26 protein-coding genes and 1 riboswitch are annotated in these 21,864 nt (G+C 63.9%); of the genes, 7 read left to right on the top strand and 19 right to left on the bottom strand.

Annotated features, from left to right (window positions below; genetic code table 11):
- Positions 1–15: 15 nt before the first annotated feature.
- The 3 genes from ACIPZC_RS06365 to ACIPZC_RS06355 form a co-directional block, all read right to left on the bottom strand.
- A complete protein-coding gene (locus ACIPZC_RS06365) occupies positions 16–150 on the bottom strand; it encodes a hypothetical protein (RefSeq protein WP_400625656.1) in 135 nt (44 codons plus the stop codon).
- A 169-nt stretch (positions 151–319) separates the two neighbouring features.
- Positions 320–1,606, bottom strand: coding sequence for a sensor histidine kinase (locus tag ACIPZC_RS06360; protein ID WP_400625654.1), 1,287 nt, complete (start codon positions 1,604–1,606; stop codon positions 320–322).
- Positions 1,603–2,343 (bottom strand): response regulator, encoded by a 741-nt coding sequence (locus tag ACIPZC_RS06355; RefSeq protein ID WP_400625652.1) that lies wholly within the window; start codon positions 2,341–2,343, stop codon positions 1,603–1,605. The genes ACIPZC_RS06360 and ACIPZC_RS06355 overlap by 4 nt, the downstream gene beginning before the upstream one ends.
- A gap of 216 nt (positions 2,344–2,559) precedes the next feature.
- Here ACIPZC_RS06355 and ACIPZC_RS06350 point away from each other — a divergent pair, with 216 nt between their 5' ends.
- Together ACIPZC_RS06350 and ACIPZC_RS06345 are read left to right on the top strand one after the other, a co-directional pair.
- On the top strand, positions 2,560–2,835 hold the full coding sequence (locus ACIPZC_RS06350; protein ID WP_400625650.1) for a DUF2790 domain-containing protein: 276 nt from the start codon (positions 2,560–2,562) through the stop codon (positions 2,833–2,835).
- Positions 2,825–3,361 (top strand): thioredoxin family protein, encoded by a 537-nt coding sequence (locus tag ACIPZC_RS06345; protein ID WP_400625648.1) that lies wholly within the window; start codon positions 2,825–2,827, stop codon positions 3,359–3,361. The genes ACIPZC_RS06350 and ACIPZC_RS06345 overlap by 11 nt, the downstream gene beginning before the upstream one ends.
- 53 nt (positions 3,362–3,414) lie before the next feature.
- Here ACIPZC_RS06345 and ACIPZC_RS06340 read toward each other — a convergent pair whose 3' ends face one another.
- The 4 genes from ACIPZC_RS06340 to ACIPZC_RS06325 form a co-directional block, all read right to left on the bottom strand.
- Positions 3,415–4,263: a shikimate dehydrogenase gene (locus tag ACIPZC_RS06340; protein WP_349974466.1), complete on the bottom strand. Its 849-nt coding sequence runs from the start codon at positions 4,261–4,263 to the stop codon at positions 3,415–3,417.
- Positions 4,260–4,709, bottom strand: a complete 450-nt coding sequence (aroQ, locus tag ACIPZC_RS06335) for a type II 3-dehydroquinate dehydratase (RefSeq protein ID WP_241803372.1) — start codon at positions 4,707–4,709, stop codon at positions 4,260–4,262. The genes ACIPZC_RS06340 and aroQ overlap by 4 nt, the downstream gene beginning before the upstream one ends.
- 191 nt (positions 4,710–4,900) lie before the next feature.
- Positions 4,901–6,238 (bottom strand): MFS transporter, encoded by a 1,338-nt coding sequence (locus ACIPZC_RS06330; protein ID WP_400625646.1) that lies wholly within the window; start codon positions 6,236–6,238, stop codon positions 4,901–4,903.
- Positions 6,239–6,422: 184 nt separating this feature from the next.
- On the bottom strand, positions 6,423–7,106 hold the full coding sequence (locus tag ACIPZC_RS06325; RefSeq protein ID WP_267822721.1) for a FadR/GntR family transcriptional regulator: 684 nt from the start codon (positions 7,104–7,106) through the stop codon (positions 6,423–6,425).
- 277 nt (positions 7,107–7,383) lie between these two features.
- Between ACIPZC_RS06325 and ACIPZC_RS06320 the strand changes: the two genes are divergently transcribed.
- Genes ACIPZC_RS06320 through ACIPZC_RS06305 form a run of 4 tightly spaced genes read left to right on the top strand, consistent with a single transcriptional unit; the run spans position 7,384 to position 10,225 of the window.
- Positions 7,384–8,169 (top strand): transporter substrate-binding domain-containing protein, encoded by a 786-nt coding sequence (locus ACIPZC_RS06320; protein WP_400625791.1) that lies wholly within the window; start codon positions 7,384–7,386, stop codon positions 8,167–8,169.
- A 22-nt stretch (positions 8,170–8,191) separates the two neighbouring features.
- A complete protein-coding gene (locus ACIPZC_RS06315; protein ID WP_349974465.1) occupies positions 8,192–8,857 on the top strand; it encodes an amino acid ABC transporter permease in 666 nt (221 codons plus the stop codon).
- Positions 8,857–9,504, top strand: coding sequence for an amino acid ABC transporter permease (locus tag ACIPZC_RS06310; RefSeq protein WP_400625643.1), 648 nt, complete (start codon positions 8,857–8,859; stop codon positions 9,502–9,504). Before ACIPZC_RS06315 ends, ACIPZC_RS06310 begins: the two co-directional genes overlap by 1 nt.
- A complete protein-coding gene (locus tag ACIPZC_RS06305; protein ID WP_400625641.1) occupies positions 9,491–10,225 on the top strand; it encodes an amino acid ABC transporter ATP-binding protein in 735 nt (244 codons plus the stop codon). Before ACIPZC_RS06310 ends, ACIPZC_RS06305 begins: the two co-directional genes overlap by 14 nt.
- A 21-nt stretch (positions 10,226–10,246) precedes the next feature.
- Here ACIPZC_RS06305 and ACIPZC_RS06300 read toward each other — a convergent pair whose 3' ends face one another.
- From ACIPZC_RS06300 to ACIPZC_RS06290, 3 genes are all read right to left on the bottom strand, one after another.
- Positions 10,247–11,023 carry a ParA family protein gene (locus tag ACIPZC_RS06300; RefSeq protein WP_267822727.1) on the bottom strand — a complete coding sequence of 259 codons (777 nt, stop codon included), beginning with the start codon at positions 11,021–11,023 and terminating at the stop codon, positions 10,247–10,249.
- 123 nt (positions 11,024–11,146) lie between these two features.
- Positions 11,147–11,533, bottom strand: a complete 387-nt coding sequence (locus ACIPZC_RS06295) for a hypothetical protein (RefSeq protein WP_400625639.1) — start codon at positions 11,531–11,533, stop codon at positions 11,147–11,149.
- Positions 11,534–11,691: 158 nt separating this feature from the next.
- Entirely contained in the window at positions 11,692–12,156 is a 465-nt protein-coding gene (locus ACIPZC_RS06290; RefSeq protein WP_241803381.1) for a hypothetical protein, read from the bottom strand.
- 117 nt (positions 12,157–12,273) lie between these two features.
- On the opposite strand from ACIPZC_RS06290, the gene ACIPZC_RS06285 reads away from it, so the two are divergent.
- A complete protein-coding gene (locus ACIPZC_RS06285) occupies positions 12,274–12,774 on the top strand; it encodes a GNAT family N-acetyltransferase (protein WP_400625636.1) in 501 nt (166 codons plus the stop codon).
- Between the two features lie 7 nt (positions 12,775–12,781).
- Here the strand turns inward: ACIPZC_RS06285 and ACIPZC_RS06280 are convergent, their stop codons facing one another.
- From ACIPZC_RS06280 to ACIPZC_RS06240, 9 genes are all read right to left on the bottom strand, one after another.
- A complete protein-coding gene (locus ACIPZC_RS06280) occupies positions 12,782–13,216 on the bottom strand; it encodes a pseudoazurin (RefSeq protein WP_400625634.1) in 435 nt (144 codons plus the stop codon).
- A gap of 16 nt (positions 13,217–13,232) precedes the next feature.
- Positions 13,233–14,021 carry an ABC transporter ATP-binding protein gene (locus tag ACIPZC_RS06275; RefSeq protein ID WP_400625632.1) on the bottom strand — a complete coding sequence of 263 codons (789 nt, stop codon included), beginning with the start codon at positions 14,019–14,021 and terminating at the stop codon, positions 13,233–13,235.
- Positions 14,018–15,034: a FecCD family ABC transporter permease gene (locus ACIPZC_RS06270; RefSeq protein ID WP_400625630.1), complete on the bottom strand. Its 1,017-nt coding sequence runs from the start codon at positions 15,032–15,034 to the stop codon at positions 14,018–14,020. Before ACIPZC_RS06270 ends, ACIPZC_RS06275 begins: the two co-directional genes overlap by 4 nt.
- Positions 15,034–16,044, bottom strand: coding sequence for an ABC transporter substrate-binding protein (locus ACIPZC_RS06265; RefSeq protein WP_400625628.1), 1,011 nt, complete (start codon positions 16,042–16,044; stop codon positions 15,034–15,036). The genes ACIPZC_RS06270 and ACIPZC_RS06265 overlap by 1 nt, the downstream gene beginning before the upstream one ends.
- Positions 16,045–16,153: 109 nt before the next feature.
- Positions 16,154–16,368, bottom strand: a riboswitch (cobalamin riboswitch).
- 28 nt (positions 16,369–16,396) lie between these two features.
- Positions 16,397–17,563, bottom strand: coding sequence for a DUF1624 domain-containing protein (locus tag ACIPZC_RS06260; protein ID WP_400625626.1), 1,167 nt, complete (start codon positions 17,561–17,563; stop codon positions 16,397–16,399).
- A 188-nt stretch (positions 17,564–17,751) separates the two neighbouring features.
- Entirely contained in the window at positions 17,752–18,900 is a 1,149-nt protein-coding gene (locus ACIPZC_RS06255) for an ABC transporter ATP-binding protein (RefSeq protein ID WP_400625624.1), read from the bottom strand.
- 19 nt (positions 18,901–18,919) lie between these two features.
- Positions 18,920–19,729 carry an ABC transporter permease gene (locus tag ACIPZC_RS06250; protein ID WP_012313829.1) on the bottom strand — a complete coding sequence of 270 codons (810 nt, stop codon included), beginning with the start codon at positions 19,727–19,729 and terminating at the stop codon, positions 18,920–18,922.
- Between the two features lie 6 nt (positions 19,730–19,735).
- On the bottom strand, positions 19,736–20,653 hold the full coding sequence (locus tag ACIPZC_RS06245) for an ABC transporter permease (RefSeq protein ID WP_400625621.1): 918 nt from the start codon (positions 20,651–20,653) through the stop codon (positions 19,736–19,738).
- Positions 20,650–21,675 (bottom strand): polyamine ABC transporter substrate-binding protein, encoded by a 1,026-nt coding sequence (locus ACIPZC_RS06240; protein WP_241806508.1) that lies wholly within the window; start codon positions 21,673–21,675, stop codon positions 20,650–20,652. The genes ACIPZC_RS06245 and ACIPZC_RS06240 overlap by 4 nt, the downstream gene beginning before the upstream one ends.
- Positions 21,676–21,864 lie beyond the last annotated feature (189 nt).

Raw genomic sequence — 21,864 nt, 5'->3', positions numbered from 1 at the left:
GGCTGTGCTACTCCGTCAGGAAAGAGCGGTGGCGTTGCGGCGCTGGTAAAGCGCCAGTTTGGCGGTGAGCCTGAGGGCGATGGCGGTCATGAGCAGGCCGGCCTGGGCGGCGAACAGCCCCCAGCCAGAGGGAAGGGCGATGGCTCTCATCGAAAAAATCTCCCGGTGTGTCAAAGTGTGACCGGGAGTGTGGCGGTACGACGTACCGGCAGTGTGTCGGTGCAGGCTGTGTTGTGTATCAGAAAGGAGTGACATGAGGTGTAGGGCAATGTCACCCCTGCAGTCAGGCGCGCAGCGCCGCGTCAAGGCCTGCAGGGTTTCACTTCAGCTCGATCTGTGCGCACAGGCCGCCGCCCTGGCGGTTGCTGAGGACCAATTGCCCGCCCATGGCCTGGATCAGTTGGTGGGCGATTGCCAGGCCCAGGCCGGTGCCGCCGGTGCTGCGGTTGCGCGAGCTTTCCACCCGGTAGAATGGTTTGAGCACTTCGCTGAGCGCTTGCTGGGGGATGCCAGGCCCTTCATCCAGCACGCGGATCAGGATACGTCCCTGCTCATGGCTGACCTCCAATTGAGCCTTGCCGGCGAACTTCAGGGCATTGTCAAGCAGGTTGATCAACACCCTGCGCAGCGCATGCGGGCGCGTTTCCAGCAAACGGCCGGTAGTGCCATGGCGCTCGACCTGCGCGCCGCTGTCCTGGTAATCGAACACCACGCTGTCGAGGAACGCGTCGAGGTCGATGCGGCAGGGCGGCTCGGTGTTGATATCCATGCTGCGGGCGTAGGCTACGCCTTCGCGGACCAAATGCTCCATGGCATCCAGGTCATGCCATAACTTGTCCTTCTCCACACCCTCGTCCATTACCTCGACCCGCAGTTTCATGCGTGTGATCGGGGTTTGCAGGTCATGGGAAATCGCTGCCAGCAACTGCATGCGCTCCTTGAGATAGGCAGCGATGCGCGCCTGCAAGGCGTTGAAGGCGACGGCGGCATATTTCACTTCGCGCGGGCCGCTTTCGTCCAGCAACATGCCGGGCTTGTCCGGGTCGAGGTCGTCAAGCGCCTTGACCAGGCGGGTCAGCGGGCCGATGGCCAGGCGCACGGCCAGCCAGGTACAGAACAGCAGCACGGCAAGCTGTATGAGCAACACCAGCGGCAGCCATGTGGCGATCGGCACGGCTGCCGGGGTGACATCGATGGTCAGCGGCGCGCCGTCGGCCAGACGCAGGTGCGCCTGGAAGTGGGCGTTCGGGCCGGGTATCTCCTGGAAGGTCAGGCGATACTGGCTGCCGATGGCCTTGACGATCGAATCGGCAGCCATGGGTGGGTCATCGCTTGGCATCGCCGCGCCGGTCACGCCAGTGTCCAGCCGATAGCGGTAGGTGCGCCGCTCCAGGCGGGGCAGCCAGGCGGGGCGTTCAGCAGCGGGAAGGCGGTCAAGGATGGCCACTGACGTGGCGACGTCCTGTTCCAGGTTGCTGAGCATCATCGAGCGGCTGCTGATAAAGCGCTCATAGGCCTGCAGGCTGAACGACAGCCCATAGGCCAGCACCAGCCCGGTGATGAAGATCAGCGCCAGGCGCGAGGCGAGGGTGCGCGGCCACTTCATGATGGCGACTCGAGCAGTTGCACGGGCAGCGAGAACACATAACCTTCGCTGCGCACCGTCTTGATGCAGCTGGGTTCGCGCGCGTCGTCGCCCAGGCGTTGGCGCAGGCGGCTGACCAGCAGGTCGATGGAGCGATCGAAGATATCGGCCTCGCGGCCTTGGGTCAGGTTGAGCAACTGTTCGCGGCTGAGCACCCGTTGTGGATGGTCGAGGAACACGCGCAACAGGCGGTATTCGGCGCCACTGAGAGCCACCAGCGTGCCTGCGCTATCAAGCAGGTGGCGCGCGGTGGTGTCCAGGCGCCACTGGCCGAAACCGATCAGGCGGCCGCTTTCGCTGATGGTCAGGTTGGGCGGCAACATGCGGGTGCGGCGCAGCACCGCGTTGATGCGGGCCAGTAATTCGCGGGCTGAGAATGGCTTGGTCAGGTAGTCGTCAGCGCCCATCTCCAGGCCGATGATGCGGTCGGTCTCGTCGTTGCGCGCGGTCAGCATCAGCACTGGCGTAGTGCGGTGCTTGCCGGCGCGCAGCTCACGGCACAGCAGCAGGCCGTCATCGCCCGGCATCATGATGTCGAGCACGATCAGGTCGACACTGTTGGCTTCCAGGAAAGCTCGCATCTGCCGGCCGTCGGCGACGATGCTGGTGCGCAGGCCGTTCTTCTTCAGGTAATTGCCGACCAGTTCGCGGATTTCACGGTCGTCGTCGACGATCAGGATGTGATCGACATGTTCCATCGGTGGGGTCCTGTGCAAGGGGAATGAGCGCAGTGTACCGAGCAGGTATGAGCTTGCCTGCAGAGGTTTGTATTGCAGTGTATCTGGCCGTGCGACAGATACAGCAGGAGGCAGGGCGCAGGGTCAGGCGACACATGCCTGATACCTGGCACGCGTGAAATGGCTCTGACCGGGGAGCACCACTCCCCACCCTCAGAAGCTGTCAGGAGAGATGCCATGAACGTGAAAACCCTCGCCAGCGCCAACCTGTTCGCTGTCCTCAGCCTCGGCGCCCTGGCTGCCCAGGCAACCACACAGCCGATGGAGGATGCCAGCGTCATGCAGTACCGCTATGGCGACCGGCTGGACATACACAAAGTGCTGTCGGTGAAGGATGACCAAAGCGATGCCTGTGGCCTGGTCAATACCCGCATGGACTACCTCGACTCCCAAGGCCAGCGTCAAAGCCTGCAATACCGTACCTATGCCACGAGTGGCTGCCATGACAACTGAGCGCCGCATGCTGCTGAAAGTGGGCGGTGTGGCCTTGGCGCTCCTTGGCCTGGGGCTGGCCGGCCACTTGGCGGCCCGCGGCAGTTACGGGGCCATGCCGTCGCTGTCGGGGGCCAGTGAGTGGCTCAACTCGCCAGCGCTGGATGCCGCGCAACTCAAGGGCAAGGTAGTGCTGGTGGACTTCTGGACGTGGGACTGCATCAACTGCCAGCGTAGCCTGCCACATGTCAACGACTGGGCGCGGCGCTACGCCGATCAGGGGCTGGTCGTGGTGGGCGTACATACGCCGGAGTATGACTACGAGCATGACGTCGGTCAGTTGAAAAACAAGGTGGCCAGCCTTCAAATCGCCTACCCGGTGGCGGTGGACAACGAACATCGGGTGTGGAATGCCTGGGGTAATCAGTTCTGGCCGGCGCACTACTTCGTCGATCGCCAGGGCCAGGTGCGGCATGTGCACGTTGGCGAAGGTGACTACGACGGGCAGGAGACGTTGATAAAGGCGTTGCTGGATGAAAAAGACTGAGGTGTTTACCGTCCATTTCGCGGTTAAAACCCGCGAAAGGGACGGTAACGGGCTCAACTGAAGCTGGCGAAATGCGCCTGCATGCGCTCGGCATTAGCCTGACGGCCACTGAACAGTTCGAACGCTTTCACCGCCTGGAACACGGCCATGTTGCTGCCATCCAGGGTGCGGCAGCCCAGTGCCCGTGCCGCACGCAGCAGCTCGGTTTCCAGTGGGAAATAGATGATCTCCGCCACCCACAGCCGGGCATGCAGCAGCTCGACCGGCAGCGGTGTGCCCGGCAGTTTGGCCATGCCGACCGGCGTGGTGTTGACCAGCCCGTCCGCCTCGGCAATCTCGGCCGCCAGGTCCGTGCCCACAACGGCCCGGCCTGCGCCGAAATGGCCGTTGAGGTTGTCGACCAGCGCCTGGGCGCGCGCTGCATCCACTTCGAACAGCACCAGCCGCTCGACACCTTCGCCCAGCAACGCATGGGCCACAGCCGAGCCAGCACCGCCCGCACCCATCTGCACCACCTGCCGGCGCGCGACGTCGGGCAAGCCGCGGCGCAAGCCTTCGGCGAAGCCCAGGCAGTCGGTGTTATGGCCCACACGCTTGCCGTCCTTGAGCACCACGGTGTTGACCGCACCGATACCCCTGGCCTCGTCGGACAGCTCGTCGAGCAGCGGCAGGATCGCCTGCTTGAACGGGTAGGTGATATTGAGCCCAGTGAAGCCGGTGTGCTGGGCCGCTTCGAGCAATTGCGCCAAGGCGCTGTCTTGCAGTTGCAGCTGGTCTGCGTCGATCAAGCGATAGAGGTAGCGCAAGTCCTGCGCATCGCCTTCATGTTCATGCAGGGCAGGGGTGCGCGACAGCTGAATGCCACGGCCGATCAGGCCGGCGAGGATGGCCGGCTGAGTCATGCTGGCTGCTCCTGGAACATTTCGGCGAAGTGCGCCAGAGCCATGCGGTAGCCGTGGCTGCCCAAACCGCAGATCACACCCACCGCGATCGAGGAGACGAACGACAGGTGGCGGAACGGCTCGCGCTTGTGCACGTTGGAGAGGTGCACTTCGATCACCGGCACCTCGCTGGCGACCAGCGCGTCGCGGATGGCCACCGAAGTGTGGGTCCAGGCACCGGGGTTGATCACGATACCGGCGCAGCGACCACGGGCAGCGTGGATCCAGTCGATCAGATCGCCTTCGTGGTTGGTCTGGCGGAATTCGATTTCCAGGCCGTGGGCCTGCGCGGTGTCTGCGCAGCTCTGGGCCAGGTCAGCAAGGGTTTCACGGCCGTACTGCGCAGGCTCGCGAGTACCCAGCATGTTCAAGTTGGGGCCGTTGAGCACGAGGATAAGGGGCTTCATGGCGGGCATCACTTTGTTGTTGTTGAATGCCCGTATGTTTGTACCACCTGGTTAGTTTCGTCAATTGGGTTGAGTGTCGCAGCGTGGAAAGTGGGCGATTATCGAACCCCGAACACGGCGTTTTCAGCGCGGGTGCGCCCCTTGAAAGCGATGCTTGTCGCTGCTATGGGGCTGCAATGCAGCCCCACATCTCAGAGGCTGTTGGCAACCCCGCGACCCACCTCACCGTCAGGGGTCTCTTCATGCAACGATATTCGCGATGTTTCCGGCAACGCCAACCCGCCCACCAGCGCCACCAGCGCGATGGCCACCAGATAGAACGCCGGTGCCAGGCTGCTACCGGTCTGCCCGATAAGCCAGGTCGCCACCAACGGTGCGGTGCCGCCAAACAGCGTATAGGCCACGTTGTAGGTAATCGCCGAAGCGGTGTAGCGCGTGTGGGTCGGGAAACTCTCCGACAGCAATGCGGCGGTCACCACACCACTGGACAGTGCGCCTACCGCCAACAGGATGACCCCCAGCAGCGCGGCGGGCACTGACCCGGAACTGGCCAGCCAATAGGCCGGGAATACACACACCATCACCCACAGGCAGGTGAAACCAATGGTCTTGCGCCGCCCGACGCGGTCGGAGAACGCGCCGGCCAGCGGACAACCGATGGCGGCGAACACCAGCGCTACCGTGGTCACCAGCAGCGACTGGGCGCGTGTCAGGTTGCCGACCATCTGCAGGTAGGTGGCGAAGTAGGTGGTGAACATATAGAAGGACAACGCAGTGAGCGAGATGAAGGCACCCAGGTTGCGGATGGCCCGGCCATGGTTACGCAACGTGTCCTTGAGTGGCGAATGCTCATGGGTCTTGCCTTGGGCGATGGCCTCGCGAAACGCTGGAGTTTCCTCCATGCGCCAGCGCAGGTACAGGCCCACCAGGCCCAGCGGCGCAGCCACCAGGAACGGTATGCGCCAGCCCCAGGCCGCCATCGCTTCGGCCGACAGGCTCGCCTCAAGGCCGAAGGCGATCACCGCCGCGCAGGCGAAGGCCGAGAAGGTCGACACGGGCACGAAGCTGCCATAGAAGGCCCGCTTGTTTTGCGGTGCGTGTTCCATCAGGTAGGCACAGGCACCTGCATACTCACCGCCTGCCGAGAACCCCTGCAGGCAGCGCGCAAGGGTCAATAGCGCGGGCGCGGCAAGGCCGATGCTGGCGTAGGTCGGCAGCAGGCCGATCAGTGTGGTGGAGCCGGCCATCAGCAGGATGGTCAGTGACAAGATACGTTTGCGTCCCAGCCGGTCACCCAGTGCGCCGAACACGATCCCGCCCAGTGGCCGCAAGGCGAAGGCCACGGCGAAAACGGCGAAGGTCTTGAGCAAGGCCACGCTGGCATCGCCACTGGCGAAAAACTGGCTGGCGATGATCGTTGCGAGAAAGCCGTAGACGGCGAAGTCGAACCATTCGACGAAGTTGCCGATGGCCGAGGCGGCGATGACCCGGCGCAGGGTGGCGGGGGATACCTCGTGAGATGCGGACATGTGGATACGCTCCGGTTTCAAAGGCAGCCTGGCGGATTAGCGAGGCGGTCTGGCCGCGTCGTCGTTGTTGTTGCAGGCAGTAAACCGGTGTGAGCGAAAGGGCGCTTTTTCGAGGACGACGCCCAGATATCTGTTTTGACCGCGTGAGACCCTTGGGTGGCCAAGCCTCGGCAGTCAGCGGGGGTTAAACCGAGAACACCACCCCGGTGCGCGAAGCCGCGTTGCGAATATGCTCCTGCATCGCTTTTTGCGCCGCCGCCTGTGAGCGGCGGGCCAGGGCGCGCAGGATCTTGCGATGTTCCTGCCAGGTTTCCATCGCCCGTTCCGGGCGGATGAAGGGCAGCTTCTGGCTTTCCAGGAAGATCTCCTGGCTGGCGGTGATCACCTGCAGCATGGCGTGGTTACCGCAGGCTTGCAGCAACTGTTGGTGGAAGGCGAAATCCAGCCGTGCGGCGGCTTCGAAGCGGCCCGCGCGCAACTCCTGATGCATCGCCTCCACGTTCAGCTCCAGGCGATCGATGTCGTCAGCGGTGAGCGCCAGCGCCGCCTGCCCAGCGGCGAAACCCTCCAAGGCGTAGCGCAGTTGGAAGGTGTCGCTCGCCGAAACCTGTTCGGCATAAGGCCAGGCAAATGCCGAAGGCGTTGGCGCTTGCACGAACACCCCTTTACCCGGCTGCACGCTCACCAAGCCCAGCGCGCTGAGCGAGGACAGCGCTTCTCGCAGAGAGGCCCTGCTGACCCCCAGCTGCTCGGCAAGGTCGCGCTGCGAGGGCAGCGCATCGCCGGGCTGATAGCCGCCGTCTTCGATCAATTTGCGGATGCCTTGCAGGGCCTGTTCGGGGACGGCGCGGGGTAGGGTGTCGAGCATACTGTTCAGACCGGTCGGAGGGCGATGACCTTGGCTTTTTACGGCCATTGACAGCCGCTTGCAAGCATTGCTCCGCCCTGAAGCAGGCGAATGCGGCCTTGCACAAAAGCGGGGCGTGACGACGGCAGCTCAGGCGCACGGCCAGGCAACTGTTCAGACCAGTAAGACCGTTCAGCACAGGGCTTGAGCACGTTGTACCAGGGGCCGCAGGGTTTTTGGCATGGCCCGTGCACTGGCCAGCCAGCACACTTTCCCTGGTTACCTGCGAGGCCACACCATGAAGACATTCCGCACCTTGTTCCTGGCCAGCCTGTTCTGCAGCAGCGCCCTCGTGCTGCCAGCCGCCCAGGCTGATGCCCTGGCCGACATCAGCGCCCGTGGCGTGCTCAAGGTGGCAGTGCCCCAGGACTTCCCCCCCTTCGGCTCGGTAGGGCCAGACCTCAAACCCCGTGGCCTGGACATCGACACGGCACAACTGCTGGCAGACAAGCTGGGTGTGAAGCTGGCCCTGACCCCGGTAAACAGCACCAACCGCATCCCGTTCCTCACCACCGGCAAGGTCGACCTGGTGATTTCCAGCCTCGGCAAGAACCCGGAACGTGCGGCGGTGATCGATTTCTCCCGGCCCTATGCACCGTTCTACCTGGCCGTGTTCGGCCCGGCCGAGGTGGACATCGCCGGTATCGACGCTGTCGCTGGCAAGACCATCAGCGTTACCCGCGGCTCGATCGAGGACATGGAACTGAGCGCCGTAGCGCCCAAGGGCGCGGTGATCAAGCGCTTTGAAGACAACAACTCGACCATCGCCGCCTACCTCTCCGGCCAGGTCGAACTGATCGCCAGCGGCAGCGTGGTAATGGCCGCCATTGCCCAGAAGAACCCGGCCAAGGTGCCTGTGGTCAAGGTCAAGCTCAAGGACTCGCCTGTCTATGTGGGGCTGGCCAAGAACGAGCCGGCGCTGCTGGACAGAGTGAACGCCACGCTCGAAGCCGCCAAGGCTGACGGCAGCCTTAATCGCAATGCCGAAAAATGGCTGAAGCAGCCGCTGCCGGCCGACCTCTGAGCTGTACCCGGAGCCTGCCACCATGGCCTATGAATTCGACTTCGCCCCTGTGCTGGCCCAGGCCCCCTTGTTGCTCAAGGGCGCCTGGTTCACCCTGCAGCTTACGGCGGTCGGCACCTTGCTGGGCGTGGCCATCGGCGTGCTCGGCGCGGGTGTACGCGCCTGGCGTGTGCGGCCCTTCGACACGCTGTTTGGCTTGTACGTGGAACTGATCCGCAACACACCCTTCATCGTCCAGCTGTTCTTCATCTTCTTCGGCCTGCCGGCACTGGGCATTCGCCTGACCGAGTGGCAGGCGGCGGTGCTGGCCATGGTGATCAACCTGGGGGCCTACTCCACCGAGATCATCAGGGCGGGCATTCAGGCCATTCCCAAAGGCCAGCTGGAAGCTGCCGCGGCCTTGGCCATGAGCCGCTTCGAGGCCTTTCGGCATGTGGTGCTGCAGCCGGCCCTGGCCAAGGTATGGCCGGCACTGACCAGCCAGATCGTGATCGTCATGCTCGGCTCGGCGGTGTGCTCGCAAATCGCCACCGAGGAGCTGTCGTTCGCCGCCAACTTCATCCAGTCGCGCAACTTCCGCGCATTCGAAACCTACCTGCTGACCACCGTGCTCTACCTGGTCATGGCCATCGCTCTGCGCCAATTGCTGGCATGGCTGGGGCAACGTCTGCTGATGGGGAGACGCTAATGGACTTCACCTTCTGGGACATCCTGCGCAACCTGCTGATCGGCCTGCAATGGACCTTGCTGTTGTCGCTGGTGGCGTTCTTGTGCGGTGGCTTGGCCGGGCTGCTGGTGCTGGTCGCCCGCATTTCTCAATGGCCGTGGCTGCGTGGCCTGGCGCGCGGTTACATCGAGCTGTTTCAAGGCACACCATTGCTGATGCAACTGTTCATGGTGTTTTTCGGCATTGCCTTGTTCGGCCTGGATGTGTCTGCCTGGATGGCGGCAGCCATTGCCCTGACCCTGTTCACCAGTGCGTTTCTTGCCGAGATCTGGCGTGGTTGTGTCGAGTCCATTCCAAACGGCCAGTGGGAGGCGTCCGGTAGCCTGGCAATGAGCCGCATGGAGCAACTGCGCCATGTGATCCTGCCACAGGCGTTGCGCATCGCCGTCGCGCCGACCGTGGGCTTTTCGGTGCAGGTGGTCAAAGGTACTGCCGTCACCTCGATCATCGGTTTCACCGAGTTGACCAAGACCGGCGGCATGCTGGCCAACGCCACCTTCGAGCCGTTCATGGTCTATGGCCTGGTTGCGCTGGGTTACTTCATCCTCTGTTACCCGCTCTCGCTGAGCGCCCGTTATCTGGAAAGGAGGCTGCATGCCCCTGCTTAGAGTGTCCGCGCTGCACAAATACTACGGTGACAACCATGTGCTCAAGGGCGTCGACCTGAGCATCGAAGAGGGCGAGGTGGTCGCGATCATCGGCCGCAGCGGCTCGGGCAAAAGTACCTTGTTGCGCACCCTCAATGGCCTGGAGTCGATCAGCGATGGCGTGATCGAAGTGGACGGCGAGTACCTCGATGCCGGCCGCGCCGACCTGCGTTCCCTGCGGCAGAAGGTGGGCATGGTGTTCCAGCAGTTCAACCTGTTCCCGCACCTGAGCGTGGGCGAGAACGTGATGCTCGCGCCCCAGGTGGTGAAGAAGGCCAACAGGGCTCAAGCGCGCCAATTGGCTGAACAGATGCTGGCGCGGGTAGGCCTGGCGGAGAAGTTCGATGCCTACCCTGATCGGCTTTCCGGTGGCCAGCAACAGCGGGTGGCGATCGCGAGGGCGTTGGCCATGTCGCCCAGGGTGCTGCTGTGCGACGAAATCACCTCGGCGCTCGACCCCGAGCTGGTCAATGAGGTGTTGGGCGTGGTGCGCCAGCTGGCCAGCGAAGGCATGACCTTGATCATGGTCACCCATGAGATGCGCTTTGCCCGCGAAGTGGGCGACAAGCTGGTGTTCATGCACCATGGCAAGGTGCATGAAGTGGGTAACCCGCGTGAAGTGTTCGCTGCACCGCAAACGGCCGAGCTGGCCAATTTCATCGGCTCGGTGATATCGGCCTGAGCCTGCCGCGGCGGCTGCAGCTCAGGCCGCCCGCTCCAGCACGTCCAGCAGGTCGACGAACTCCATCGCCAGTTTGTGCCGCGGTGCCAGGTGTACCAGCGGCACCGACGCCAGGTGCGACTCTCGCATCTTGATCGAGCTGCTCAAATACACCGGCAGCACAGGCATGCCCTCGCTGCGCAGTTGGTCAACCAACGTCTGATGCAATGCTGTGCGGCCGGCGAACTGGTTGACCACCACGCCTTCCACGTGCAGCGCGGGGTTGTGGTCCAGGCGCAGTTCCTCGACCTGGGCCATGACACTGTGCAGCGCCTGGCGCGAGAAGCTGTCGCAGTCGAACGGGATCAACAGGCGCTCAGCCGCCACCAAGGCGCTGAGGGTATAGAAATTGAGCGCAGGCGGGGTGTCGATATAGATCCGTTCGTAATCCTCGCTCAGCGCCAGCAGCAGCTTGCGCAGCTTGTTGATCTTGAACTTGCTCTGCAGTTTGCTCTGCAAGTCGCTGAGGTCGGGGCTGGCGGTCACCAGGTGCAGGTTGCGGTAACGGGTTTCGGTGATTGCCACGCGGTGCTTCTTGCCCGCAGCGGTGACGGGCGACAGCGTCTGGCGAAAGAAGTCGGCGATGCCGGCGGGGATGGCGTCGTTGGCCAGGCCAGTGAGGTAGTAGGTGGCGTTGGCCTGTGCGTCGAGGTCCACCAGCAACGTGCGGTAACCTTCGGCTGCACTGGCGGCGGCAAGGTTGCAGGCGATGCTGGATTTGCCCACGCCACCTTTCTGATTGAAAACCACACGACGCATTGGACGCTCATCCATGAAGAGAGAAATGTCAGGTTGGGGTCAATCCTATGACCAATACACGACAGTTTTATGACAGCGACCGTTACATCTGGTCACGATAAACCCGGCCTCCGCGGGACCTGCTCAGCCGCCGCTCCCTGACCCGCTTCCACTGCTGCCGCTACTACTACCGCCGCTTCCACTGCTGCCGCTACCACTACCGCCGCTACCACTACCGCCGCTACCACTGCCAGAGCCTGAAGCCCCACCGGAGCCCTGGGATCCACTGCTCTGCGCGCCTTTGGTAGTGCCATCTCCGCCAGTGTTGTCGGTGTCGTTGCTGCCCGTTCCGCTGCCGGTGGCATCGGCAGGCACACCCGCGCCCGTCGCACCACCCTTGTCGACTGCCATCGTGCCAGGGCCTGGGGGCGAGTTACCGTTGTCGTTGATGTCGGTCGCCGCCAAGGCGGCGGATGTGCCGGCGCCCAGGCAAAGGGCGAGCAGCAGCGCATGATGGGTCAACCGTTTCATGGTGATCTCCAGTAAAGTGATTACCCAATCTTCGGCTGGCCGGCGGGGTGGGAGGTGCCGTGCAACCGACGGGTGGCCGCCATTGAACGCCTGTCAGCTTCGCTGTGCGCCTGCGCCACTCCCAGTGAGAGGGTCGCAGCGCCTACAGTACTGCGCGGTTACAACCCATTCAGCTCGTCCTCCACCTGCTGCAAGCGCTTCTGTGCCAGCGCCTGGGCCTTCTCGTCGCGTGCGGTCTCGCGCATCAGCCGGGTAAGCTTGGCGCTCAGCCGCTGGCCGTCCTCGGTCTGCTCCAGGGCCTGGGCCTTGGCGGGGTCGCGGGTGACCTGGACGATGGTGGCGAACTCGGCGTCGCTGAAGTTCTTTTCGCTGTAGAGCTTGAACAGGTCCTGGCGCTGGTCCTCGACCGTGAGGTGCTTGCGCAGCACGCTGCGGATTGTCTCTTCGTCGAGTTGCGGGTGAGTGCGGGTGAGCAGCGACGCCATGCGGTCTATGTTGTGCTCGTAGGCTTCCTGCAGCGGCAGCATGGCCACGATCTGCTCTTCGCGGGTCGGTTTCTGGTCGCAGGCGGTGAGGGCAGCGGCAAACAACAGCGGCAGCAACAACTTGCAGAGGCGGGGCATGGGCTGGCCTTGGGCGCGTTCTAGGGCGAGGAGTATAGCGAGATCGGGCCGGCCATGCATTGGGCCGTCCGATGCGGTAGGGTAGGGAACCTTTTACCAGGCCATCGCTTCGATCCCATGCCCGACTGGACTTTCCAAACACCCGGCCGTGACGCCATCGATGAAGTCGTAGCCTTCGTCGACAAGGCCCGCCGGGAGCTCTTCCCCATGCTCGCCCATTCACCTCTGCCCAAAGACCTGGCCGATTTCGAGGCGACCTACCTCGATGGCGACGGGCATTTTCTGGAAGCCCGGGATAACGGCACCTTGATCGCCACCATCGGCTACCTGCCCTACGACCATCGCTTTCATCAGCTCGATTATGACGGCAAACGCGTCGTTGAAATCGTGCGCCTGTTCGTGCTGCCCGGCTACCGGCGCAACGGCCTGGCCGCGGCGTTGTTCCAAGCCTTGCGTACGCACGCGGTCGAGGCAGGTGTCGACTGCCTGTACCTGCACACCCATCCGTTTCTGCCGGGTGCGATCCGGTTCTGGGAGCGCCAGGGCTTTGTGGTGGTCGACGTAGAGGATGACCCGGTGTGGCTGACTACGCACATGGAGCAGTGGCAGGCGCTTTAGGAACCGGTCATTGGCCGGCCTCCAGCTGCTGCAGTTGAGCTGCCAGGCGCGTGCGTGCCCGGGCAGGCAACGCCGCTGGCAATTCGGTCAAGCGGGCATCGCCTACCTGGATCAGCATCACCATGGCCATCGCCAGGTGCGGGATGCACTGGATGCCGTACACCCCTGGCACCGTGAAGGTCTGCTCGAAGGGCTGGTTCAGCTTGCTCTTGAAGGCCACGGCGCCCTCCGGTAGCAACCCAGGCAGGCTGGCTGCGTTGTGGCCGCTCTGGGTCGGCACGAAACGTACCGTATCACCCGGAGCGATACGCAGGTGGTCGGGCTCGTAGATCATCGAGCCTGCCGCCCCGCGGTTGAGCATCTTCACTTCGTGCACCTCGGCCAGCGCGGCGAGAGGTAGCACAGCGCTGGCGAGCAGCAGGACGGTAGTGCGCAACAGCATGCCGGAGCTTCCTGGTTCAGGGGGCGCGAAAGCGCAGGATGCGCGCGCCGTCGAAGGGGTCGGTGAGGTAGCGGGCGTGTACGCCGAAGGTGCTCAGCAAACGCTCGGGGGTCAGCACCTCAAGCGGATCGCCGAGGGCGACCAGGCGGCCGTGTTCGAGCACCGCCACGCGGTCGCAGGTCAGTGCCTGGTTCAGGTCGTGCAGGGCCACCAGGGTGGTGACCGGTAACGCCTGTACCTGTTGCAGCAGGCTCAGCTGATGCTGGATGTCGAGGTGGTTGGTCGGCTCATCGAGCAGCAGCACCTGTGGGCGCTGGGCCAGGGCGCGGGCGATGTGTACGCGCTGGCGTTCGCCACCGGACAGCGAACCCCAGATACGGCTACGCAGGTGCGAGGCATCGAGGTCGGCCAGGGCCTGCTCGACGATCGTACGATCCTCCTGGGAAAACGGCGCCAGGGCGGACAACCATGGGGTACGCCCTAGCGCCACGGCGTCGAACACGCTGATGGCGTCTAGGGTGTCGGCCTGTTGCTCGACCAGCGCCAAGGCCTGGGCGATGCGCCGACGCGGCAGGCGTGCAAGCGGCTCGCCGAGCAATTGCACGCTGCCGCTATGCGGCGTGCGCAGCCCGGCCAGCAATTTGAGCAGGGACGATTTGCCGGAGCCATTCGGGCCGACGATGCCAAGGGTTTCACCCGCGACGACCGTCAGGTTGATGTCGCGTAGCACGGGGTTGCCAGCCAGTTGCAAACCCAAGCCTTGGCAGGCGAGCGGAGCGACTTTCGGCGGTGTCATGGCCGTCATGCGCGCCCCCTGCGGCTGACCAGGATCAGCGCAAACACCGGTGCGCCGATCAGCGCTGTGACCACCCCTACCGGGATCACCTGGCCCGGGATCAGCGTGCGCGAAAGCATGTCTGCGGCGATCAGGAACAGCGCACCGCCCAGGGCGCTGGCCGGCAGCAGGCGGCTGTGGCCTGGGCCGAGCAACAGGCGCAGGGCATGCGGGATGACCAGCCCGACAAAACCGATGGCGCCGACGATGGACACCATCACCGCCGTCACCAGCGCCGCGCAGCTGATCAGCAGCAATTGGCTGCGCCGCACCGCGATGCCCATCGACGCCGCCGAATCAGCGCCGAAGGTGAAGGCGTCCAGTGTGCGCCGGTGCCACAGGCACACCACCAGCCCGAACAGTGCCACCGGCATGGCCAGCCATACCGATGGCCAGCGCACGCCACTGAGGTTGCCCAGCAGCCAGAACAGGATGCCGCGAGCCTGCTCGGCGGTGGCTGATTTGGTGATCAGAAACGCCGTCAGGGCGTTGAACAGTTGCGAGCCGGCAATCCCTGCCAGGATCACTTGGGCGTTGTTGCTGCTCGGGCCAGCTGCGCGGGCCAGCACCAGGACCAGTGCGAAGGCTGCGACGGCGCCGACGAAGGCGCCGCCGGACATGCTCAGGGCAATGCTGCCCAGGCCCAGCAGGCCCACCAGCACGGCGCCGGTCGATGCCCCGGCTGACAGGCCCAGCAAGTAGGGTTCGGCGAGCGGGTTGCGCAGCAGGGCCTGCAGGATCACCCCACAGGTCGCCAGCCCTGCGCCGCAGGCGGCGGCGACCAGCGTGCGCGTCAGGCGGTAGTTCCAGACGATACCGGCGTCGATCGGGTCGACCGGGTAACCGGCCTGCCACAGCTGGTTGGCCAGTACCTGGTACACCACGCGGGGTGACACGTTGGTCTCGCCGATGGCAGTGCCGGCGAGCAACGCGCCGAGCAGGGCCATCAGGGCCAGTGCAGAGCAGGGCAACAGACGCTTCATCACGGCGCCGCTTTACCGCTGGCGAAGGCTGCCGACAGGGTTTGCAGGCCCCGGAACAGGCGGATACCGGCCTGCATGGCATCGGCGTCGAGGATGATGATGCGGTTGTTTTTCACGGCATCCATGTGCTTGGTTACCGGGTCGCTGTGCAGGAAGTCGAGCTTCTTCTGGTAGTCGTCGGCCGGAAAGCGGCGGCGATCCATGCGGGCGATGATCAGCCACGTCGGGTTGGCCTTGGCGAGGGTTTCCCAACCCACCGTGGGCCATTCTTCGGTGGACTCGACCACGTTGCGCACACCCAGGGTGCGCAGCATGAAGTCTGCCACGCCCTGGCGGCCCGCGACGTAGGGGTCGATGTCGAGGTCGGCGCTGGAGAACCAGAACAGCGCAGAGGTCTGGCTCAGGTCTTTGCCGGCCAGTTGTTGCCTGGCGCCGTCCAGGCGTGCCTGGAGGTCGCTGTTCAGTGCCGCGCCACGGTCCTGGACGTCGAAGATTTCTGCCAGCTGGCTGACGCTCTTGTAAATGCTCTGGACCTGAAACGCCTGCAGCCGCGTGCCATCGGCCCCCACCAGGTTGTCCTTGCCTTCGCAGTCCGAGGGCAGCAGGTAGGTGGGAATCTTCAGTTCGTTGAACTGCTCACGGGTCGCGACCACGCCCTGGGCGCCAACCATCCATTCGAACTGTACGGCCACAAGTTCGGGGCGCTTGCCCACCACCGCTTCGAAGCTTGGGTCGTTGTCGGCCAGGCGTGGCACCTTGTCATTCTGCGCCTTGTACTCGGGCAACACATTGTTGAACCACAGCGATGTGCCGGCCAGTTTGTCGCCCAACCCCAGCAAGTAGAGGATTTCGGTGCCGGCCTGGCCGATGGTCACAGCGCGTGCGGGGGCGTGGGCGAAGGTTTGCGGCATGCCGCAGTTGTCCACGGTCAGCGGATAATGCGTGGCGGCGGCCTGTGCCGCGCCCGTGAGGCTCAGGCCGACAAGCAGGGTGGCGAAACGGGACAGCATGCGGGGCGATCTCCTATCGGACAGTTCACGGAAGGAACGCGCGGACAGGCATCGCCGAGCCCCTCATGCGACAGGGGCAACTCTGATGGCCAATCCCGGACACCCCGCCGGTTGGTAGATGTAAGCCGGCAGGTCTCCTGACTGGTGCGTCATCACCCGGCTCCGGCCTTCCCGGATCAGCGGATCCAGTGGCATCGATGGAGCGGGCTCGGCACCTACAGTTGCGGGGGCAGTTCCGTTTGGCGCGCCTGGGCGGCTTGGGATTCCCTATTGTTTCCGTGGACTATTGTTTCCGTGGTGGAAACCGGCGGCCCGCATGGTAGACCATCAGGCAGCCGGTGAAAACGCTGAATCAGAAGTACTTGAGCCAGGTGATGTCGCGGCGGCGCGCCTTGAGTCTGGCAAACCAGTGCACCGGCAGGTACAGCGCCACGGCCAGCAGCACAGCGCCCAGCCACACCGCGCCCATGCCGTCGAGCCCGAAGTAATCGCCGTGATTGCGGCCGAACAGGGCGACGCTGGCCAGGTACAGCAGTTTCAGCACATACAGGTGCAGCAGGTAGAAGAACATCGGCGCCGCGCCGAACACCGCCAGGGCACCGATCCAGCGTGTTTGCCCTGCACGTTCGAAGGCGCGCAGCAGCAGCAGGCCGCAGCCCAGGGTCAGGGCCAGGAACAGCAACGAGGGCGGGTATTTGGTGATGTTGAAGAAACTCATCACGGTCTGGGTAAGCGTCGGGTAGCCGCTCCACGGCGCCTCGCCGTAGCCATTGAGCATGCGCAGCACCATGAAGCCGAGCAGGGCGATGACCCCTGCCAGCAGCAGGCGGTACTGACGCTGGCCGGCATCGCTGCCACGGGCGAACCATGGGCCCAGGCCATAGCCCAAGGCAATCACGCCGATCCACGGCAGTACCGGGTAGGAGGTGCGCAGGCGCAGGCTGTCAGAAAGTTCCAGCCAGCCACGGTCATGCAGGATCGCCCACGGCACATGCAGCGCCGACTCGGTGGCAAAGTGCAGGCCGTCGAGCAGGTTGTGGCCGGCGATGATCACTGCGCCCAGCACTATCAGCGCCGGGCGTGGCAGCCACACCAGCAGCGACAGGGCGATCATGCTTACCCCGATGGCCCAGATCACCTGCAGGTAGATGACACTGGGGGGCACCTGGAAGGTCCAGGCGAAGTTCACCAGGGTGAACTCCAGCACCACCAGGAACAGCCCGCGCTTGAACAGGAACGCCGAAACATCGCTGCGGCCCTGATACTTCTCGCCGTACAGCCAGGCCGACAGGCCGGTCAGCAGGACGAACACTGGGGCGCACAGGTGGGCCAGGGTGCGGCTGAAGAACAGCGACGGTTCGGTGGTGTCGATGCTCATCGGGTCGCTGACCTGGTGGTGCAGGAAGAAGGTTTCGCGAACGTGGTCGAGCAGCATGAACAGGATCACCAGACCGCGCAGGGCATCGATGCTCTGCAGGCGCTGGGTGAGCAGGGTTGGGGTGGCGGCGGAGCTTGTCATGGAGGTATCGCAGGCAGGCTGAGTGTCAAATGAAATGTTATTTTCTAACATTTTCACCTGCGGACGGTAGTGATTTTTGCAGTGGTGGTGCAGGCCTCATCGCCGCGGGTCAGCGCCGGGCACCTGGAACTGGCGCGCATGTGACCATTGGCCACGATGCGCGTCAATCATCCATCTACCGCTGACCCTCAGTGCGCGCCGGCCGACTTGCTCAGGTCGCTTTGCGCCCATTGGGTGTAGATGCAGGCATCTGCAACCGCCCAGCGGACTTTTACGGTATCGCCAGGCTGCATGGACATCCCCGCAGCCGACAGGGCTTTCACGGTCAGTTCGGTCCCGCCCGGGGTCATCACATGGCAGGTCTGGCTTTCGCCGAGGAACAGCACTTCGCCGACCTTGGCAATCACTTCGTTCCAGCCCGCTGGCAACGGTTGGCGTGCAGCTTGCTCGGTGGTGAGTGCCAGGGCCTTTTCCGGGCGAACCATGATCAACGCATCTTGCCCCGCCGCCAGGCCAGGCGTCAGGCGGATCGCCACCGGCTGGCCTTCGAAGCTGCCAGCGCCGTTGCTGGTGGCCGTGATGCGCAGGAAGTTGGAATTGCCCAGGAACGACGCGACAAAGGCGTTGGGTGGATTCTGGTAGAGGTCATAACCGGTGCCCAGCCCGACGATCTTGCCGTGGCTGAAGATGGCGATGCGCTGGGACAGGCGCATGGCTTCTTCCTGGTCGTGGGTGACGTAGACGATGGTGATGCCCAGCCTGCGGTGCAGCTGGCGCAGTTCATCCTGCAGGTCTTCGCGCAGTTTCTTGTCCAGTGCGCCCAGGGGCTCGTCCATCAGCAGAATACGAGGTTCGTATACCAAGGCGCGGGCTATCGCCACCCGCTGTTGCTGGCCGCCCGACATCTGCGAAGGCTTGCGATGGGCGAACGCCTCGAGTTGCACCAGCTTGAGCATGGCATCGACCCGCTTCTGGGTTTCGCCAGCGCTGAGCTTGCGGATGGCCAAGGGGAAAGCGATGTTGTCACGCACATTCAGGTGCGGGAACAGCGAGTAGCGCTGGAACACCATGCCGATGTCGCGCTTGTGTGGTGGCACATTCACCAGCGACTGCCCCTCGACCAGAATCTCGCCGCTGCTGGGCGTCTCGAACCCGGCCAGCATCGACAGCGTGGTGGACTTGCCCGAGCCGCTGGAGCCGAGGAAGGTGAGGAACTCGCCGTCCTGGATTTCCAGGTCCAGATTATCCACGGCGGTGAAGTCACCGTAATGCTTGTTCAGGCCGCGCAGGCTGACCAGGGTCTTGTTGTGCGCGTTGTCTTTGATCACTGCACTCATTGTTGTTTTCTCCGGGCGCTCAGGCGTTCGTTTCGGTGCGCCGGCGCAAGGCGGCGGCAATGACCATGACCAACAGCGACAGGCCGATCAGCAGCGTCGAGGCGACGGCGATCACCGGGCTCAGGTCCTGGCGCAGGGTGGTCCACATCTTGACGGGCAAGGTTTGCAGGTCGGGGCTGGCCATCATCACGCTCAGTACCACCTCGTCCCACGAGACCAGGAAGGCGAACAGCCCGCCGGCGATCATCCCCGGGCGAATGGCCGGGAAGGTCACCTTGAAGATCGCCTGCAGGCGCGAGGCGCCGCAGATGACCGCGGCGTCCTCGATCGATTGGTCGAACAGCTTGAGCGAGTTGATGATCGAAATGATGGTGAAGGGCAGGGCGACGATCACATGGCTGACCACGAAGGCGAACAGCGTGCCGGTGTAGCCGAGCTTCAGGAACAGTGCATACACCGCCACGGCAATGATCACCAGCGGCACGATCATCGGCATGGTGAACAGCCCATAGAGCATTTCGCGGCCAGGGAAGCGGCCACGCACCAGGGCGAATGCGGTAGGCAGGCCCAGCAGCACGGCGGCGATGGTGGTCAGCACGGCGACCTTGAAGCTGGCCAGGGCGGCGTCCATCCACTCAGGGTTGGCGAAGAACTGGGCATACCATTTGAAGGTCCAGCCTGGTGGCGGGAATACCAGCCATTGCGAAGAGCCGAACGACAGCAGGATGATGAAAACGACCGGCAGCAGCAGGAAGGCCGCAATCACGCCGGTGGTCAGGTACAGGCCCGTGCGCAGCGGGCGCCCCATGGCATTGGGAGACAGAAGCATGGCGGTTTACCTCGCGTTGCCGACCGGGGACTCCGGTTGCAGCTTCAGGTACAGGTAGAAGAGCACCAGGGTGATGACCACCAGCAGTGCGGCGGCGGCGCTGGCCAGGCCCCAATTGAGGAACGATTGCACCTGCTGGATGATGAATTCGGGCAGCATCATGTTCTGCGCGCCACCCAGCAGGGCCGGGGTGACGTAGTAGCCCAGCGACATGACGAACACCATCAGCGCACCGGAGAACAGCCCCGAGCGGCACAGCGGCAGGAACACCTTCCAGAAGTTGGTCCAGGGGCTTGCGCCGCAGATGGAGCCGGCCTGCAGCACCATCGGGTCGATGGCGTGCATGGTCGCCTGCAGTGGCAGCACGATGAACGGGATCATGATGTAGCTCATGCCGATCACCACGCCGGTCAGGTTGTGCACCATTTCCAGCGGGGCATCGATGATGCCCAGCGCCATCAACGCCTTGTTGATCACCCCCGACCCCTGCAGCAGCACCAGCCACGAGTAAGTGCGCGCCAACAGGCTGGTCCACATCGACAACAGCACGATGTTCAGCAACCAGCGGCCCCAGCCGTTGGGCACCAGGGTGATTGCCCAGGCCAGCGGGAAGCCCAGCAACACGCTGATCAGGGTGACGACGCCGGCAACCGAAAAGGTGTTGAACAAGACCCGCGCATACGCCGAGTTGGCGAACAGCTGCTCGTAGTTGCCCAGCCCCGGTACGGGCTCCAGCACCCCACGCAGCAACAGGCCGATCAGCGGGGCGAAGAAGAACAGGCCAAGGAACAGCAGGGCAGGCAACAGGTTGCGGCTGCCTTTCCAGCGCTGGGCGAGGCTCACGCGGCGCGGGGCCGTCCCGGGGGCGCCGGCGCCCGTGGGGGCACCTTGCGCGTTTTGCAGGGCGTTGATGGCGACTTTCATTTCACCAACCACTCATTCCAGCGCGCGGCGATGGCCTGGCCGTTCTTGGCCCAGTAGGCGAAGTCCAGGGTTACCTGGTCCTGGGCGTAGGCGGTCGGCAGGTTCTGCGCGAGGTCTTTGTCGAGTTTGGCCACGCTGTCCAGGTTCACCGGCGCGTAGGCGGTCTTGTTGGCGAAATCGGCCTGGCCTTCGGCGCTGCTGGCCTGGGCCAGGAACTTCATGGCCGCGTCCTTGTTCTTGGCGCCCTTGGGGATGACCAGGAAATCGGCCATGACCAGGTTCTGCTTCCAGCTCACGCCCACTGGCGCTCCATCTTGCTGCAGGGCGTAGACGCGGCCGTTCCAGAACTGGCCAAGCGAGGCTTCACCGGAGGCCAGCAATTGCTGCGACTGGGCCCCACCGCCCCACCAGACGATGTCTTTCTTGATGGTGTCGAGCTTCTTGAAGGCGCGGTCCAGGTCCAGCGGGTAGAGCTTGTCAGCCGGCACGCCGTCAGCCAGCAGGGCCAGTTCCAGTACGCCGGGGCTCGGCCACTTGTACAGGGCGCGTTTGCCGGGGTAGGTCTTGGTGTCGAACAGGGCGGTCCAGTCCACCGGCTTGTTGGCGCCGAGCTTGCCTTCGTTGTAGCCGAGCACGAACGAGAAGAAGAACGAACCGACGCCATGGTCGGAGACGAAGCGTGGGTCGATCTTGTCGCGCGCGATGGTGGTGAAATCGAGGGGTTCGAGCAGGCCCTCACTGGCGGCACGCAGGGCGAAGTCGGCTTCCACGTCGACCACGTCCCACTGCACGTTGCCGCTCTCGACCATGGCTTTGAGCTTGCCGTAGTCGGTCGGGCCGTCCTGTACCACTTTGATGTTGGTCGATTTGCTGAAAGGTACGGCCCATGCTTCTTTCTGGGCGTCCTGGGTGGTACCGCCCCAGCTGACGAAGTTGAGGCTGTCAGCGGCCTGGGTCGCCTGACATGCCAGGGTCAGCAGGCTGGCGGACAGCACTGCGGTTACACGTTTGCTCAACAGCATGGTTACGCCCTCGTTGCTTTTTGTTATTCGAGGCGGGGCTGGTAGTGCGCCCGCCAACAGTATTCGGGGAGCAGCTAAAACAAAGTGTCGGTGGCCGTTGGGTAAGTGTAGGTAGCGGCCTGCGATTTCAAGGTCTACGGGATATCATATTATGGTATTCCAAGATTTTGGCAAGAGGGGGAGGCTACC

The organism is Pseudomonas sp. NPDC089743 (assembly GCF_044748785.1).
Lineage (GTDB): Bacteria > Pseudomonadota > Gammaproteobacteria > Pseudomonadales > Pseudomonadaceae > Aquipseudomonas > Aquipseudomonas putida_X.
This window is presented reverse-complemented; position numbering and strand designations above follow the sequence as displayed.

What these genes read in the sequence shown, in the direction of transcription:
- ACIPZC_RS06365 (WP_400625656.1), bottom strand. Translation starts at nt 150, where the DNA reads ATGAGAGCCATCGCCCTTCCCTCTGGCTGGGGGCTGTTCGCCGCCCAG.
- ACIPZC_RS06360 (WP_400625654.1), bottom strand. Translation starts at nt 1,606, where the DNA reads ATGAAGTGGCCGCGCACCCTCGCCTCGCGCCTGGCGCTGATCTTCATC.
- ACIPZC_RS06355 (WP_400625652.1), bottom strand. Translation starts at nt 2,343, where the DNA reads ATGGAACATGTCGATCACATCCTGATCGTCGACGACGACCGTGAAATC.
- ACIPZC_RS06350 (WP_400625650.1), top strand. Translation starts at nt 2,560, where the DNA reads ATGAACGTGAAAACCCTCGCCAGCGCCAACCTGTTCGCTGTCCTCAGC.
- ACIPZC_RS06345 (WP_400625648.1), top strand. Translation starts at nt 2,825, where the DNA reads ATGACAACTGAGCGCCGCATGCTGCTGAAAGTGGGCGGTGTGGCCTTG.
- ACIPZC_RS06340 (WP_349974466.1), bottom strand. Translation starts at nt 4,263, where the DNA reads ATGACTCAGCCGGCCATCCTCGCCGGCCTGATCGGCCGTGGCATTCAG.
- aroQ (WP_241803372.1), bottom strand. Translation starts at nt 4,709, where the DNA reads ATGAAGCCCCTTATCCTCGTGCTCAACGGCCCCAACTTGAACATGCTG.
- ACIPZC_RS06330 (WP_400625646.1), bottom strand. Translation starts at nt 6,238, where the DNA reads ATGTCCGCATCTCACGAGGTATCCCCCGCCACCCTGCGCCGGGTCATC.
- ACIPZC_RS06325 (WP_267822721.1), bottom strand. Translation starts at nt 7,106, where the DNA reads ATGCTCGACACCCTACCCCGCGCCGTCCCCGAACAGGCCCTGCAAGGC.
- ACIPZC_RS06320 (WP_400625791.1), top strand. Translation starts at nt 7,384, where the DNA reads ATGAAGACATTCCGCACCTTGTTCCTGGCCAGCCTGTTCTGCAGCAGC.
- ACIPZC_RS06315 (WP_349974465.1), top strand. Translation starts at nt 8,192, where the DNA reads ATGGCCTATGAATTCGACTTCGCCCCTGTGCTGGCCCAGGCCCCCTTG.
- ACIPZC_RS06310 (WP_400625643.1), top strand. Translation starts at nt 8,857, where the DNA reads ATGGACTTCACCTTCTGGGACATCCTGCGCAACCTGCTGATCGGCCTG.
- ACIPZC_RS06305 (WP_400625641.1), top strand. Translation starts at nt 9,491, where the DNA reads ATGCCCCTGCTTAGAGTGTCCGCGCTGCACAAATACTACGGTGACAAC.
- ACIPZC_RS06300 (WP_267822727.1), bottom strand. Translation starts at nt 11,023, where the DNA reads ATGCGTCGTGTGGTTTTCAATCAGAAAGGTGGCGTGGGCAAATCCAGC.
- ACIPZC_RS06295 (WP_400625639.1), bottom strand. Translation starts at nt 11,533, where the DNA reads ATGAAACGGTTGACCCATCATGCGCTGCTGCTCGCCCTTTGCCTGGGC.
- ACIPZC_RS06290 (WP_241803381.1), bottom strand. Translation starts at nt 12,156, where the DNA reads ATGCCCCGCCTCTGCAAGTTGTTGCTGCCGCTGTTGTTTGCCGCTGCC.
- ACIPZC_RS06285 (WP_400625636.1), top strand. Translation starts at nt 12,274, where the DNA reads ATGCCCGACTGGACTTTCCAAACACCCGGCCGTGACGCCATCGATGAA.
- ACIPZC_RS06280 (WP_400625634.1), bottom strand. Translation starts at nt 13,216, where the DNA reads ATGCTGTTGCGCACTACCGTCCTGCTGCTCGCCAGCGCTGTGCTACCT.
- ACIPZC_RS06275 (WP_400625632.1), bottom strand. Translation starts at nt 14,021, where the DNA reads ATGACGGCCATGACACCGCCGAAAGTCGCTCCGCTCGCCTGCCAAGGC.
- ACIPZC_RS06270 (WP_400625630.1), bottom strand. Translation starts at nt 15,034, where the DNA reads ATGAAGCGTCTGTTGCCCTGCTCTGCACTGGCCCTGATGGCCCTGCTC.
- ACIPZC_RS06265 (WP_400625628.1), bottom strand. Translation starts at nt 16,044, where the DNA reads ATGCTGTCCCGTTTCGCCACCCTGCTTGTCGGCCTGAGCCTCACGGGC.
- ACIPZC_RS06260 (WP_400625626.1), bottom strand. Translation starts at nt 17,563, where the DNA reads ATGACAAGCTCCGCCGCCACCCCAACCCTGCTCACCCAGCGCCTGCAG.
- ACIPZC_RS06255 (WP_400625624.1), bottom strand. Translation starts at nt 18,900, where the DNA reads ATGAGTGCAGTGATCAAAGACAACGCGCACAACAAGACCCTGGTCAGC.
- ACIPZC_RS06250 (WP_012313829.1), bottom strand. Translation starts at nt 19,729, where the DNA reads ATGCTTCTGTCTCCCAATGCCATGGGGCGCCCGCTGCGCACGGGCCTG.
- ACIPZC_RS06245 (WP_400625621.1), bottom strand. Translation starts at nt 20,653, where the DNA reads ATGAAAGTCGCCATCAACGCCCTGCAAAACGCGCAAGGTGCCCCCACG.
- ACIPZC_RS06240 (WP_241806508.1), bottom strand. Translation starts at nt 21,675, where the DNA reads ATGCTGTTGAGCAAACGTGTAACCGCAGTGCTGTCCGCCAGCCTGCTG.